Consider the following 13,424-nt stretch of genomic DNA (forward strand, 5'->3'; position numbering starts at 1 on the left):
CGGTCCGGCCGGACTCGCGCCCGGGCCGCAGATCAGACCGATCATCACCATCCTGGCCCCTCGCGGGCCCGGCGAGGAGCCCGAGGTGTACCTCCCGCGAGGCGGCCCCGCGTCGATCGACGCCCTCATCGCCCTGCTCGCCCGCAGTGTCGGCGCCCACATCTTCCTGCCCGACCCCGAGGCCGGGTCCGCGGACTCGGTCGGCGGTGCGCGCCGCTACCGGATCAGCGCCGAGCTCGCCCGCCGGATCCGGCTACGCGACGGCACCTGCCGTCACCCCGGATGTTCGGTCTCCGCCGAGGACTGCGACGTGGATCATGTCGTGCCGTTCGACCATTCCGAACCGGACCGGGGCGGCCAGACCGTCGAGGCCAATCTCATGTGCCTCTGCCGGCGGCACCACAGGTTCAAGACCTTCCACACCTGGTATTACCGACTCCTGCGGGACGGAACGCTGACCGTCGTCACGGAGAGTGGTCACACCATCACCACCCTCCCCGACGGCCCCCTGGCTAAGTGGCGGGACCGCACGTGCAACGGGTCCGAGGCGCCTCCCGGACCCGGCTCCCCCGACCGCCCCTGGCTCCGCTCCCGGCCCCTCAGCACCCACTGGTACAGGCGGGCGTGCCGGATCGCCGCGCAGCGACGCGAGAACGCGGCCGCGGCTCGGGACGACGGGCTGGTCGGTGACGACCACGACCCCCCGCCCTTCTGATGCCTCGACCCGCCCGGGTCAGCGGTGCTTGAGCAGAACCGCGCGGATCCCCTCGTGGAATCCGTCGCGCAGCCGCACCCGCTGCGCCTCGGTCAGGGTGAACTCGTTGAGCATCTGACAGGCGAACTGCAGTAGAGGGCGGTCCACCGCCGGTGGGAGCACGCCCCCGGAGAGCAGGTGGGCCTGGTCGCGCTGCTCCTCGGTCGCGGCCTGCTCGTACCACCAGGTCGCGTACTGCTGGCCCACGTCGAACGGGGTCTGCTCGCCGGACGAGGTCCACACCTCCTCCGAGAGGGGCACGAACTTGGAGCGGAGCGGGCGGCGGTGAGGGGCCATCATCGACGGGCTCGGGCGCGACGCCCCGTTGGGCGGAGGGCCCGGCGTCGACGTCCTGGCCTGCGCACGAGTCGGGGACGGCGGCTGTGACTGGGGCTCGGATTCCTGGGGCTCGTCTTCCCGCACCTCGCTGTCCCGGGGCCCGCCCTCCGAGCGCCGGGGCTGGTGCGGCGACTGCGGCTGGGGCTGGGGCTCCGGTTGTGACCCACGGACCTTCCCCGCCGGCCCCGCTCCGGCGCCCGGCTTCGCACCGCGCCCGTTCGCGGGCGTCGATCCCGCGGCGGTCTCGGCGCCATCGATGTCAGCAGCATGGGTCTCGGAGATCGCCGCGCAGTCCTGTTCATCTGCCGCCCGCTCCTCGGCGTCGGCGGCCCACTCCTCATCGGCGATCGTCAGGCTGGCCTCGTCGGCCACCGAGGTGGCGGCCGCGCGATCGGACCGCAGATCCACCTCGACCATCCCCACCGACTCCTCGCCGACCGGCTCGCTGGCATCGTCGCCGGGCGCGGTGGGCCGCTCGGCGGACGATCGCACCTTGGGCGGGATCGGCCCCTCCAGAACCCTGATCTGCATGGCGTCGTGGAAATCGGTGCGCGGATCCAGCACCAAGGTTGTGTCGCACGCGTGGCGCAACGCGGAGGAGATGGAATCCCAACCGAACCCCACCAGGTGCATCCGCACACCTGCGTCCACCGCCACCCGGACCCCCGGGATCATGTCGGCGTCCCCGGTGACCAGCACCATGTCGGAACACTGTCCCTTGTAGGCGGCCTGGATCATGTCCGCGACCAGAAGTGTGTCGACGGCTTTCTGGGTTCGGCGCTCGCCCCATTCGATCAACTGACCCGCGCGCAGTTGAACGCCCTCGATCACGCGCAGCGTGCGCTGGTACCGGTGCGGGCCGGAATCCGGGATCCCGTCGTACCAGTTCTGTCGCTGGACCGGTTGGTCCACGAGACCGTGGGCGACCTGATCTAAACGGTGCACGACCGTGGCCAGGGATATCTCCAACTGACCGCGCGCACCCTCCTCCCAAGAGTTGTAGAAGCTAGCTAGTAGATATGAGGTATCCACCAGGACAAGTGTCCGTTCGAGCATGATGATCACTACCTATCACTTTGTCTACGTTGGACTTCCAGCATGCCGCAGGGCGGGCGACCCCGCAGGGCCCGCCACCGATCACCGAAGGACACCCACCATGTCGAGCCCCACCGCCACCCCTCCCGAGCTGACCGGAAAGGTCGTGCTGGTCACCGGGGCCGCCCGCGGGCAGGGCCGGGCCCACTGCGAGGCCTTCGCGGCCGCCGGGTGCGACGTGATCGCCCTGGACCTGTGCCGCGACATCGAGACGGTCCCCTATCCGATGGCCAACCCGGAGGACCTCCAGGCCACCGCGGAGGCCGTGCGGGCGCTGGGGCGGAGGTGCGTGACCGCGGAGGTCGACGTCCGCGACCTACCCGGGATGCGGGAGTCCGTTGATGCCGGGGTCGCCGAACTGGGCGGACTCGACTTCGTGGTGGCCAACGCCGGGGTCTCGCCCGAGCCCACCGCCTCCTGGGAGCGCTCCGAGGAGGAATGGGACACCACGTTGGACATCAACCTCAAGGGCACCTGGGTCACCACGACGGCCGCGATCCCCCACATCCTGGCCACCGGCCGGGGCGGGTGCGTCGTGATCATCAGCTCGATGGTCGGCCTCCGCGGCGCGCCGTTCACCGCCAGTTACACGACCTCCAAGTGGGCGGTCCGCGGACTGGCCAAGTCGCTGGCCGGCGAGCTCGGCTTCTCGGGGGTGCGGTGCAATTCCATCCACCCCGGCAACGTCCGCACGCCCATGATCGAGAACCCGTCGATGATCGCCATGATGACCGGGGGCCAGGGCACGACGCTCGAGGACGCGGCCGAAACCTTCAGCGGGATGAACCAGCTGCCCGAGCCGTGGGTCGAGGCGTCGGCGATCTCGTCGATGGCCGTCTACCTGTGCAGCGCCGCTGGCGCGGGGATCACCGGCGCTTCCATCCCGATCGACCTGGGCGGAAGCGAGAAGTTCGGGTTGTGACGGCTCGGGCTCGGGGCGCGGACCTGTGCCTAGGGCAGGAAATGCACTCCGGCCCGCCTCTCGGATGAGAGGCGGGCCGGGGTAGCGAGCCGGTTCAGGGGGCCAGGTTTCCCACCTGGCCGCGCCTGATCAGGTGGACGGCGTGGGCGCCACCGGGCGGGGAACGCTGACGGTCGAGCCGGTGGCGGTCCACACCAGAGTCCAGAAGATGTCGACGATGGGCTGGATGGCCTGCAGGAAGATGTCGTTGGCGCTGCTCATGATGTGTCCCCTTGTGATCCGTACTGAAAGCGTACTTGCGTATCTGGCGGTCTGGTGGTCCCCGTTGCCGCCGGGCTCCAGCAATTCCCTCGAGCCCCCGCGGCGCGTGACAACCCCTATGTCGCCGCGAACCCGGTCGACGTTACACAACCGTGACAAACGATGTGGCATCGACAGGCTCCGCCGCTGGCCAGAGCGCCGTAGCCTCGACCCGAGCGGGGTTCCCACTCCCCGAATCGAGGCGTCCCGCCACGGGCCGAGGTCGAGCCTCGAGTGTGACCCAACCAACTAAACCCTACCTACGCGACCGTAACCTACGGTACCGTAGGTTCATGGCTATCACGGACATCCCGGAATTCGCGCACCTCTCCGAGGCCGACATCGAAGCGCTCGGTGACGAACTCGAGCAGATCCGCCAGGACATCATCGGCTCCCTCGGCGAGCGGGACGCGACCTACATCCGCAACACGATCCGCTTCCAGCGCGCCCTCGAGGTGGGGTCCCGCGCGCTGCTGATGGTCGGTTCGCGCAACCGCACCGCGTGGGCCATCGGCGCCGGCGCGCTCGGGCTCTCCAAGATCGTCGAGAACATGGAGCTCGGGCACAACATCATGCACGGGCAGTGGGACTGGATGAACGACCCCGAGGTCCACTCCACCACGTGGGAGTGGGACATCGTGGGCACCGCCGAGCACTGGAAGCAGACCCACAACTACATCCATCACAAGTACACCAACATCGTCGGCCTTGACGACGACGTCGGGTACGGCGTGCTCCGCGTGACGCGTGACCAGCGCTGGCACCCGTTCTTCTATGGGAACCTCGTCTACAACGCGGCCCTCGCACTGCTGTTCCAGTGGGGCGTCGGTATCCAGCATCTCGAGCTGGGCAAGGTCGCGAAGGGGCGGGACGACCGCCGCGAGACCATGAACAAGCTCGGCCTCTTCGCCAAGAAGGCCGGACGCCAGCTCGCGAAGGACTACGTCTTCTACCCGGCACTCTCCCGCAAGGGCTGGAAGTCCACCCTGACGGCGAACCTCGCCGCCAACGGCATCCGCAACGTGTGGACCAACGCGGTGATCTTCTGCGGGCACTTCCCCGACGGCGCCGAGAAGTTCACCAAGAAGGACGTCGAGAACGAGACGCGTGCCGAGTGGTACCTCCGGCAGATGCTCGGTTCCGCCAACCTCACCGGCGGGCCCGTCATCGACTTCCTCTCGGGCAACCTGTCGTACCAGATCGAGCACCACATCTACCCCGACATGTCGTCCAACCGTCTGGCCGAGGCGTCGGTCCGGGTTCGCGAGGTGTGCCGCAAGTACGATCTGCCGTACGTGGCGGGCCCGCTGCCCGTGCAGTACTTCAAGGCGTGGAGGACCATCGCCAAGATGTCGCTGCCCGACCACATGCTGCGACGCACGGCGGACGACGCCCCGGAGACGCACTCCGAGCGCATGTTCGCGGACCTGCCCAAGCCCCTCCCCGCGCAGGAGGAAGGACAGCGGGCAGGCCTGCAGACGGCACTCACGTACTCGGCGAAGCGGCGCGCCCGCAAGGTCGCCCCGGCGGCCTGACCCACCCGGCCTCCCTCCGGACGCCCCGACACCGAAACCGGTGTCGGGGCGTGGAGTTGTTTCGATCCAGGAACGGGATCCCGGCGATAGGCTGATCCTCTAGTCGGCAGCGGCCCGCGCTACAGCGGTCGAGCCGAAGGCCTGTGAACCACGACGACGGGAGCCACCATGGAGGACCGGCGCATGCTCATCGCCGATTCGGCGATCGAGGTGGTTGCCAGGGACGGTGTCCGTGCGCTGACCCACCGCGCCGTGGACTCCGAGGCCGGACTGCCCTCCGGTTCGACCTCCTACTATTGCCGGACCCGTGCACAACTCCTCGCCCTCACCGTCGACAGGCTCACCTCGCTCCTGCGCGGGTTCGTCGAGGTGTCCGGGATCCAGGAACTGGCGTCCTCCGATGCCGACGACGTCCTGGCGATGCTCACGCGGATGATCGAGGGCCTCCTCGCCGACTACCGCGGCGAGCTGGCAGCCCGCTCCGCGCTCATCATGGAGCTCACCGGCAAGGACGACACCACCGATCTCGTGGCCGCCCTGCTCGACCCGAGCGACCTCGCCGGCGCCCTCGACGCCGCCGGGCTGCGTGACCCCGCCGCCGCCGCCCTGGATCTCCTCGCCGTGTACGAGGGACTGCTCTGGGAGCGCACCGTGGGCCGCCTGGCCGGCGCCGAGGTCGACCACGAGCACGACACCGACCTCCTCGGGTCCGCGCTCTCGCGCCACGAGCATCGCGGCGGACGCCTCTTCGGCCTCCTGCGCTGAGCTCTGGCCCCCGAAGGGCGACAACCCTTACATCTCCCACGCGTGCCCGTGGCGCGCTCTCTGACACTCGTCCAGACCCTGCCGCAATGCCACTTAGGCTCACCTGGCTTGATCTTTAAGGTTCTCACAGTCTAGAGTTCCGGCCCAGAAGCACCGTGACACGTCAGACAGTGGTCAAGACTGCCTGATTCGTGCCTCTGCCACCCCTCCGTTCACGCATCCTCCCAAGCGGCGATATCCGCTGCGCGGGTGCACGTATGTGGCGTTTAGTTGCGAATCCGGACCGCCCTCGCGCAGCCGGGCTTGCCCTGACGGCCTGACGCGAGCCGGGCCGGCCGCCGTCAGACCGGACGCCGGGGTGAGCTGAGCCCACAAATTAATCAGATTGTTTTGACAATCGGAATTGATGTGTCATAGTGATTCTCGTCACTGATTCATAACGAATCGGACGCACCCCTCCCCTTGGGTCGACCGACCCCCGCACCAGAAGGACGGTTCATCATGAGCCAGGTTGCTACTTACTTCTTCACCCTCTTCGCCCTCGCCGGTGAGCGGCTTGACGACCGCAAGGACCGCGGTGCTACGGCCGTGGAGTACGGCCTGATGGTCGGGCTGATTGCGGTCGTGATCATCGGGACCGTGCTTCTCCTGGGCGGCGAACTCAACGAGTTGTTCGAGCGAGTCCGGACCGGCATCGCGGGGATTCCCGAGTAGTCCCTCATTCTGACTTTCGGCGCAGCGCCCAGCCCCGGGCGCTGCGCCGGAGTCGGTTTAATCCCTCACGCCCCCTCTCCCCTCGAGGACCCGCCATGACCAAACCCCTCAGCGACCGCGGAGCCGCGGCCCTGGAGTTCGCCCTGGTCGTCCCGATCCTGTTGACGCTCGTGATCGGGATCATCGAGTTCGGCCGGGCGTACAACATCCAGACCACGCTCTCCAACGCCGCCCGTGACGGCGTGCGCGTGATGGCGCTGCAGAACGACGTTGACGCCGCCAAGTCGGCCGCGACAGCATCCGCGATCGGATTGGGCATTCCCGAGTCCGACGTCGAAGTGACGCCTGCGAACTGCGCACCCGAGGACTCGACCCCCACCGCGACTGTCACCGTCACTTATCCGTTCGAGATGCTCAGCGGGTTCCTCCCGATGGGCGACTTCACCCTCACCGGCACCGGGAGCATGCGATGCAACGGGTAGACGCGACTCGGGCACACAGCGACCGAGGGGCCGTGAGCGTCCTCGTCGCCCTGCTGATGGTTCCCCTTATCGGGTTCGCCGCCATCTCGATCGACATCGCCGCCGTCCACTCCGACAAGCAGAAGTTGCAGATGGGAGCAGACGCCGCCGCTCTGGCGATCGCCCAGGATTGTGCCAGGAGCGACTGCGGGACCACACGGGCCAGAACAACCGCCCGGCAGCTCGTCGACATGAACGCCTCCGCGGCCGAGAACTCGGTGTCCGTGGACCTCGTGGCAGCAGCCGGCAAGGTCACCGTCGACACGTCCGGTACCCGAGAGCACTGGTTCGCACCTGTTCTGGGAATTAACGAGTCCGAGGTCGGAGCCGTAAGTACCGCGGGGTGGGGTTCGCCGATCAGCGGTACGTCTGCCCTTCCGCTCGCCTTCTACGTGTGTGAGTTCTGGGCGCAGACCGGCGGAGGGATTCCGTCGGACAAGATCGAGCGGACCATCGAGTTCACCAAGACCTCCAACACGGACTGCCCCGTGCCCTCGGGGAACCTGGTTCCGGGTGGGTTCGGCTGGTTGGCACCGAATGCGGGAACCTGTCAGGCATTCACCCGGATCGGTCAGGAAGTTCAGGGAGCCCCCGGCAACAAGGGAGGGACGAGTTGCATGTCGTCACTCCACAACAAGACGATTCTCCTGCCGCTGTTCGACCAGTACCGCGGGCGAGGGAATAACGCCTACTACCGCGTCTACGGGTACGCGGCATTCACGATCACCGGCTACCACTTGTCCGGCGCGAACTGGAACAGCCCGTGCAGAGGTAACGAACGTTGTATCAGCGGCTACTTCACCGAGTTCCTCGATCGCTCAGGCGATTTCGAGTACGGGCCAACCACGCAGAACCTCGGCGCCACTGCCGTCTACCTCCTCCCAGATCAGTAAGCGAGCTGAAGTGAACCGTCGTGTCGTGGCAGTAGCCGTCGCCGTCCTCCTGGCGCTCCTGGGCGCCGCCCTCCTCCTGCGCTACGTCAGCGCAGCCGACGAACGGGCCATGGCAGACCTCCAGCCGGTGAGCGTCCTGATCGCGACCGCCCCGATCAGCGAGGGAACCCCTGCTTCTGCGTTAGGCGAACTGGTGGAGACGCGAGAGCTTCCCGCCACGGCTGTGGGACCGAATTCGGTGACTGACCTCCGGGAGCTCGGAAACATGGTCGCGGCCACCGATCTCGCTGCCGGGGAACAGCTTCTGGCCGGGCGTTTCGCGTCACTGCAGTCCCTCCAGCAGTTCGGCGGGATCCCCGCGCCCGAGGGCTTCCATCAGGTCACGGTTCCGCTCAACTCTCCCGGGGTCGTGGGCGGCACTGTGACCCCGGGCGACACGGTGGGCGTGTTCATCTCAATGGACACAGCCGAGACCCATCTCGTGCTGCACAAGGTTCTTGTCCTCCGTGTCCAGGGCGGACTGTCCCCCTCCGCGTCCGAAGAGGCCGATTCGACCGATCCTGCGGATGCCCCCATCCATGACGGCGGCGTGATGGTGACCCTGGCTCTCACAGCGCCGGACGCGGAGAAGGTCGTGTTCGGAGCGGAACACGGCTCAATCTGGCTGTCACTCGAGGACGCCGCCACGCCGGAGGACGGAACCCGCATCGTCAACCCGGGGAACGTGTACCGATGAACAACATCCTGCTGGCCACCGACTTCGTCGACCTCCGCGACCGGTTCCGGGCGGCCACCGGCCAACCGATACCGGCACTGCCTCCAGGTCCGCTTCCGGAGAGCCCGGCGCAGCTTTTCCAGCAACTCGGCGGCGGGGATATCCCCGAGATCGTCGTGATCGACGAGCGCTCCGGGACCGAAGCCGCTCTCGCACTGGCCTCGCGGCTCGACATCGAGTGCCCCGGTATCGCGGTGGTCCTGGTCAGCGACCGGGTCGCCGAACTCGGACTCTCTGCCATGCGGGCGGGGGTGAGCGACATCGTCCCCACCGAATCGGAGGAGGACGAGATCCGAGCGGCCCTTGACCGAGCCATCAGGGTCACCCGCCAGCGCGCTCCGGCCGGACTCGGGGACGGCACCGACCTCGGCGCGGGCACGCAGTCACGGCGAGGACAGGTGATCAGCGTTGTCTCGCCCAAGGGCGGTGTGGGCAAGACGACCATCGCCGCCAACCTGGCCGTCGGGCTTGCCCGGTCCGCACCACATTCCACCGTGCTGGTCGACCTGGATCTGCAGTTCGGAGATGTCGCCAACGCCCTCAACCTCACACCCGAACACACCATCGTCGACGTGGTGCAGGGAGCGGCCGCGCGCGACTCGATGGTGCTCAAGACGTTCCTCACCCAGCACGACACCGGCCTGACCGTGGTGTGCGGACCGAACTCCCCGGCCGAGGCCGATCTGGTGGGCGTATCGGAACTCACCCATCTCCTCCAGACGCTGGCGGCGGAGTTCCGTTTCGTCATCATTGACACCGCCCCGGCACTGACAGACCACACCCTCGCGGCCCTCGATATGACCGACGACCTGATCCTGGTCACGAGCATGGACGTCCCCGGAGTGCGGGGACTGCGCAAAGAACTGGACATTCTCCGTGACCTCGGAATGGGCTTCGATCGCCGCCACGTCGTGGTGAACTTCGCCGACACTCACAGCGGGCTCACCCGAGCAGATGTAGAGGCGACGATCGGCACCGGCGTGGACCTGGTCCTGCCACGCTCGCGGGCGACTGCGGTCTCCATCAATCAGGGGGTCCCGTTGATGCAAAACGAGATCCGCGACCCCATGACCAAGAAGCTGCGGCGCCTGGTGGACCGCTTTGCCCCTGCGCCCTTGAAGGAGCCCGGGCCCGCGGCGACCAAGCTCGGTTCCCGACTCGGAGGCCGTCACCGCCTGCGCCGAGGAGGCACACGATGAGCCTGAGCGACCGCCTGCGCGCCGCCCGAGGCGAGAGCGCCGCGCCCGAACTCGCCCCGGGCGACCCGGCCACAACACCGGCCATCACGCCTGCGCGGGAGACCTCGATCGCTCCTGGTCAGAGCGGTGCCACCGTACCTCCGCGAGCCATCCCGGCTACCGCGCCACCGCAGACCATCAGGGTCACCCAGCCGGCTTCCCCGGTTCCCTCGGCGCTACCCGAGCCCGACGCGTTGATCGCCCTCAAGGAGCGCGCGTCCGCCGCGCTGTTCGAACGGGTCGGGGCCAGGCTCAACAACCCGTCGCTCACCGAGGATCAGCTCCACGCCCTGGTGCGCACCGAGCTCAACAAGGTCGTGGAAGACGAGACGGTCCCGTTGACCGCTGAACAGCGGCTGCGGCTCATCAGCGATATCCAGGACGACGTCCTGGGGCACGGTCCGCTGGAGCGACTACTGGCCGACCCCACGGTCACCGAGATCATGGTCAACGGCCCGGACATGATCTACGTCGAGCAGAGGGGGCGGCTCACCCGGAGTTCCGCCCGTTTCACCTCCGAGGAGCACCTGCGTCAGGTCATCGAGCGGATCGTCTCCCGGATCGGGCGACGAATCGACGAGTCCTCCCCTCTGGTCGACGCCCGCCTGGCGGACGGCTCCCGCGTCAACGCCGTGATCCCCCCGCTGGCGGTCAACGGCTCCTCGCTGACCATCCGTAAGTTCTCCAAGGATCCCTTCAAGGTCAACGACCTGATCGGGTTCGGCACCCTCACCCCGGAAATGGCCGAACTCCTGCGGGCCTGCGTCCAGGCCCGGCTCAACATCATCGTCTCCGGCGGCACCGGCAGTGGAAAGACCACGCTGCTCAACGTCCTGTCCTCGTTCATCCCCGAGTCCGAACGCATCGTCACCATCGAGGACGCGGTCGAACTGCAGATGCAGCAGGACCACGTGGTGCGGCTGGAGGCCAGGCCCGCGAACATCGAGGGCAAGGGCGAGATCAGCATCCGCGATCTCGTGCGCAACTCCCTGCGTATGCGCCCCGACAGGATCGTGGTGGGCGAGGTTCGCGGCGGAGAGACCCTGGACATGCTGCAGGCCATGAACACCGGTCACGACGGGTCACTGTCGACCGTCCACGCCAACTCCCCGCGCGATGCGGTGGCCCGCCTGGAGACCCTGGTTCTGATGGCCGGGATGGACCTTCCGTTGCGGGCCATCCGGGAGCAGATCGCCTCCGCCGTGGACGTGATCATCCAGCTGACCCGATTGCGCGACGGCACCCGGCGGGTCACCGCGGTGACCGAGGTCCAGGGGATGGAGGGCCAGACGGTCACCCTGCAGGACGCGTTCCTCTTCGACTATTCCGCCGGCGTCGGGACCGACGGGAAATTCCTCGGCAAGCCGATCTCCACCGGGGTGCGCCCTCGCTTCACCGACCAATTCAAAGAAATGGGCATCACGCTCTCGCCGCGGGTGTTCGATATTCCCTCACCCCCCGGGAAAAGCCGATGAACGAGTCCATGGGCCAGGTCCTGGCCTCCCCGGCCGGGCTCGGGGTGGCAGCACTCTCCCTGGCACTACTCATCGGCGCGTTCCTCGTCCTCTCCCCGCGTCCGGGAAGTGTCCCCCGTGCCCGGCGTCGGCCAGGGGTTCACGAGGGGCCCGGGATCATCTCGCGGACGGCGACGGCGGCCACCACGGCCATCGACACCACCCTGAGCCGCCGCGGCGCACCCGGGGCCGGCGCGCTCGAACGTGCCGGGGTCAAGATGAGCCTGCAGGACTTCGTGTTCCTGGTGGGCGTCGCCGCCGTGGTGACCTTCGCTCTGGGGCTGGTCGCGGTCGGACCGGTGACGGGCCTGTTCCTGGCCGCGCTCACGCCGATCGGGGCAAAGCTCGCGCTGGACATCCGCGCCTCCCGTCGCCGGGCCGCCTTCGCCGACCAGCTGGACGACTCGTTGCAGCTCATGGCCAGTAGCCTGCGGGCCGGCCACAGCCTCCTCCAGGCCCTGGCCTCCGTTGCCAGAGAGGCCGAGGAGCCCACCTCGGAGGAGTTCGCCCGCATCATCAACGAAACCCGGGTCGGCCGTGATCTCGCCCCCGCGCTGGAGGAGACCGCCCGCCGCATGGGGAGCGAGGACTTCGAGTGGGTCACACAGGCCATCGCGATCAACCGCGAGGTCGGCGGCAACCTCGCCGAGGTGCTCGACGGGGTCGGTCACACCATCCGGGAGCGGAACCAGATCCGCCGACAGGTGAAGGCGCTGGCCGCCGAGGGCAAACTCTCGGCGTACGTCCTCATGGCGCTGCCGTTCGGCATCTCCGGGTTCTTGTTCATGAGCAACCCCGAGTACATCTCCAAGTTCACCGAGGGCCTGCTGGGCTACACCCTGATCGGCGTCAGCGTGGTGCTGCTCGTGGTGGGTGCGCTCTGGCTCCGCAAGGTCGTCAACATCACGTTCTGAACGCTCCTAGCGTTCTGGAAGGAGGCACGCCGTGGAACCGATGGCCCTGTTCGCCGTCTCGGTCCTGGCCGTGTCGGTGTTCCTGCTGAGCTGGGCGGTGTTCGCCGGCCCCGGCCGGGCGCGCCAGCGCACGGTCCTCAACCTCAGCCGGGGGATGTACCCCGAACACCACGCGGTGGAGGCAGTGGTCCCCGAGGACGAGGAGACCGGTGGCACCCTGGCCACGATCGCGCGGAAGTTCACCCCGGCGCCGTCGATCCGGATGCTCGAGAAGCTGCAGATCAAAGCCGGCAGACCCCAGGGGTGGCCCCTCGAGAAGCTGCTGGTGGCCAAACTCGTGCTGGGCATCGGGGCGGCGCTGTCGAGCCTGCTGTTCGTCTCCAGCACCACCGGTGCTCTACCTGTGTTCCTGGCCGCGGCGGTCACCCTGGTCTGCTACTTCGTCCCGGAACTGCTCCTCCACAGCCGCGGACAGGAGCGCAGCCAGGCAATCCAGCTGGAGCTGGCCGACACCCTGGACCAGATGACCATCGCCGTGGAGGCCGGGTTGGGCTTCGACTCGGCTATGGCGCGAGCCGCGAAGAACGGCAAGGGCCCACTCGCCGATGAGTTCACCCGCACCCTGCAGGAGATCCAGGTGGGCCAGCTGCGCCGCCACGCCTACGAGTCGTTGGCCCGCCGCACCGACGTCGCCGACCTGCGCCGCTTCGTCCGCGCCATCATCCAGGCCGACGCCTACGGCATCTCGATCGCGGACGTGTTGCGCACGCAGGCATCGGAGCTGCGGAGCAAGCGACGCCAGCGCGCGGAGGAGAAGGCCATGCAGATCCCGGTCAAGGTGATCTTCCCCCTGATGGTGTGCATCCTGCCGGTACTGTTCATCGTGCTCCTGGGCCCGACAGCGATGAACATGATGGAGGCCTTCTCCTAGTGGCCGTCACCCTCACGCCAGTGACCGTGCTCCTCACCGCGGTGGTGTGCGGGGCACTCGCCGCGGCGCTGACCGGGTGGATCCGATCCATCGCAGACTCCGACTCCCGCTGGCTGCGCTCCGGTCTCCACGTGGGCCTGGCCGCCGCCGGTGGGGCGGGAGCCGCCGGGCTGGCCGGCACCGTTCCCGAGCTGGTCGCGTTCGCGGCGCTCGC

General features: G+C 68.0%; 14 protein-coding genes and 1 pseudogene. 13 read left to right on the top strand and 2 right to left on the bottom strand.

Annotation, left to right across the window (positions count from 1 at the left end; translation table 11 throughout):
- Window positions 1-715 (top strand): HNH endonuclease signature motif containing protein (locus G6028_RS03655; RefSeq protein WP_182658070.1); only part of this gene is annotated, 715 nt, incomplete at its 5' end.
- An 18-nt stretch (window positions 716-733) separates the two neighbouring features.
- Here G6028_RS03655 and G6028_RS03660 read toward each other — a convergent pair.
- Window positions 734-2,149, bottom strand: coding sequence for an NYN domain-containing protein (locus G6028_RS03660; RefSeq protein WP_182658079.1), 1,416 nt, complete (start codon window positions 2,147-2,149; stop codon window positions 734-736).
- A 100-nt stretch (window positions 2,150-2,249) separates the two neighbouring features.
- On the opposite strand from G6028_RS03660, the gene G6028_RS03665 reads away from it, so the two are divergent.
- On the top strand, window positions 2,250-3,110 hold the full coding sequence (locus G6028_RS03665; protein WP_182658071.1) for a mycofactocin-coupled SDR family oxidoreductase: 861 nt from the start codon (window positions 2,250-2,252) through the stop codon (window positions 3,108-3,110).
- A 129-nt stretch (window positions 3,111-3,239) separates the two neighbouring features.
- Here the strand turns inward: G6028_RS03665 and G6028_RS17885 are convergent, their stop codons facing one another.
- Window positions 3,240-3,371, bottom strand: coding sequence for a hypothetical protein (locus G6028_RS17885; protein ID WP_259846053.1), 132 nt, complete (start codon window positions 3,369-3,371; stop codon window positions 3,240-3,242).
- 332 nt (window positions 3,372-3,703) lie between these two features.
- Here G6028_RS17885 and G6028_RS03670 point away from each other — a divergent pair, with 332 nt between their 5' ends.
- From G6028_RS03670 to G6028_RS03720, 11 genes and pseudogenes are all read left to right on the top strand, one after another.
- Window positions 3,704-4,945 carry a fatty acid desaturase family protein gene (locus tag G6028_RS03670; RefSeq protein WP_182640486.1) on the top strand — a complete coding sequence of 414 codons (1,242 nt, stop codon included), beginning with the start codon at window positions 3,704-3,706 and terminating at the stop codon, window positions 4,943-4,945.
- A 168-nt stretch (window positions 4,946-5,113) separates the two neighbouring features.
- Entirely contained in the window at window positions 5,114-5,710 is a 597-nt protein-coding gene (locus G6028_RS03675) for a TetR/AcrR family transcriptional regulator (protein ID WP_182658072.1), read from the top strand.
- Between the two features lie 501 nt (window positions 5,711-6,211).
- Window positions 6,212-6,424: a Flp family type IVb pilin gene (locus G6028_RS03680; RefSeq protein WP_182658073.1), complete on the top strand. Its 213-nt coding sequence runs from the start codon at window positions 6,212-6,214 to the stop codon at window positions 6,422-6,424.
- A 95-nt stretch (window positions 6,425-6,519) separates the two neighbouring features.
- The gene (locus G6028_RS03685; RefSeq protein WP_182658074.1) at window positions 6,520-6,906 is read left to right on the top strand and encodes a TadE family protein; all 387 of its coding nucleotides are present in this window, start codon (window positions 6,520-6,522) and stop codon (window positions 6,904-6,906) included.
- Between the two features lie 32 nt (window positions 6,907-6,938).
- A complete protein-coding gene (locus G6028_RS03690) occupies window positions 6,939-7,838 on the top strand; it encodes a pilus assembly protein TadG-related protein (protein WP_338404140.1) in 900 nt (299 codons plus the stop codon).
- 25 nt (window positions 7,839-7,863) lie between these two features.
- A complete protein-coding gene (cpaB, locus tag G6028_RS03695; protein WP_182658076.1) occupies window positions 7,864-8,574 on the top strand; it encodes a Flp pilus assembly protein CpaB in 711 nt (236 codons plus the stop codon).
- On the top strand, window positions 8,571-9,812 hold the full coding sequence (locus G6028_RS03700) for a CpaE/TadZ family protein (RefSeq protein WP_182658077.1): 1,242 nt from the start codon (window positions 8,571-8,573) through the stop codon (window positions 9,810-9,812). The genes cpaB and G6028_RS03700 overlap by 4 nt, the downstream gene beginning before the upstream one ends.
- On the top strand, window positions 9,809-11,326 hold the full coding sequence (locus G6028_RS03705) for an ATPase, T2SS/T4P/T4SS family (protein ID WP_182658078.1): 1,518 nt from the start codon (window positions 9,809-9,811) through the stop codon (window positions 11,324-11,326). Before G6028_RS03700 ends, G6028_RS03705 begins: the two co-directional genes overlap by 4 nt.
- Window positions 11,323-12,279 (top strand): type II secretion system F family protein, encoded by a 957-nt coding sequence (locus G6028_RS03710; RefSeq protein WP_241730513.1) that lies wholly within the window; start codon window positions 11,323-11,325, stop codon window positions 12,277-12,279. Before G6028_RS03705 ends, G6028_RS03710 begins: the two co-directional genes overlap by 4 nt.
- A gap of 40 nt (window positions 12,280-12,319) precedes the next feature.
- A complete protein-coding gene (locus tag G6028_RS03715) occupies window positions 12,320-13,210 on the top strand; it encodes a type II secretion system F family protein (protein WP_182658080.1) in 891 nt (296 codons plus the stop codon).
- A gap of 20 nt (window positions 13,211-13,230) precedes the next feature.
- A pseudogene (locus G6028_RS03720) lies at window positions 13,231-13,424 on the top strand (prepilin peptidase); the annotation flags it as partial.

This window comes from Dietzia cercidiphylli, assembly GCF_014145145.1.
In the GTDB taxonomy this organism is placed as follows: Bacteria; Actinomycetota; Actinomycetes; order Mycobacteriales; family Mycobacteriaceae; genus Dietzia; species Dietzia natronolimnaea.

Bases quoted from the DNA above. Each gene is read 5' to 3' on its own strand.
- G6028_RS03660 (WP_182658079.1), bottom strand. From the start codon at position 2,149: ATGCTCGAACGGACACTTGTCCTGGTGGATACCTCATATCTACTAGCT.
- G6028_RS03675 (WP_182658072.1), top strand. From the start codon at position 5,114: ATGGAGGACCGGCGCATGCTCATCGCCGATTCGGCGATCGAGGTGGTT.
- G6028_RS03715 (WP_182658080.1), top strand. From the start codon at position 12,320: ATGGCCCTGTTCGCCGTCTCGGTCCTGGCCGTGTCGGTGTTCCTGCTG.
- G6028_RS03685 (WP_182658074.1), top strand. From the start codon at position 6,520: ATGACCAAACCCCTCAGCGACCGCGGAGCCGCGGCCCTGGAGTTCGCC.
- G6028_RS03705 (WP_182658078.1), top strand. From the start codon at position 9,809: ATGAGCCTGAGCGACCGCCTGCGCGCCGCCCGAGGCGAGAGCGCCGCG.
- G6028_RS03680 (WP_182658073.1), top strand. From the start codon at position 6,212: ATGAGCCAGGTTGCTACTTACTTCTTCACCCTCTTCGCCCTCGCCGGT.
- G6028_RS03665 (WP_182658071.1), top strand. From the start codon at position 2,250: ATGTCGAGCCCCACCGCCACCCCTCCCGAGCTGACCGGAAAGGTCGTG.
- G6028_RS03670 (WP_182640486.1), top strand. From the start codon at position 3,704: ATGGCTATCACGGACATCCCGGAATTCGCGCACCTCTCCGAGGCCGAC.
- G6028_RS03700 (WP_182658077.1), top strand. From the start codon at position 8,571: ATGAACAACATCCTGCTGGCCACCGACTTCGTCGACCTCCGCGACCGG.
- G6028_RS03710 (WP_241730513.1), top strand. From the start codon at position 11,323: ATGAACGAGTCCATGGGCCAGGTCCTGGCCTCCCCGGCCGGGCTCGGG.
- G6028_RS17885 (WP_259846053.1), bottom strand. From the start codon at position 3,371: ATGAGCAGCGCCAACGACATCTTCCTGCAGGCCATCCAGCCCATCGTC.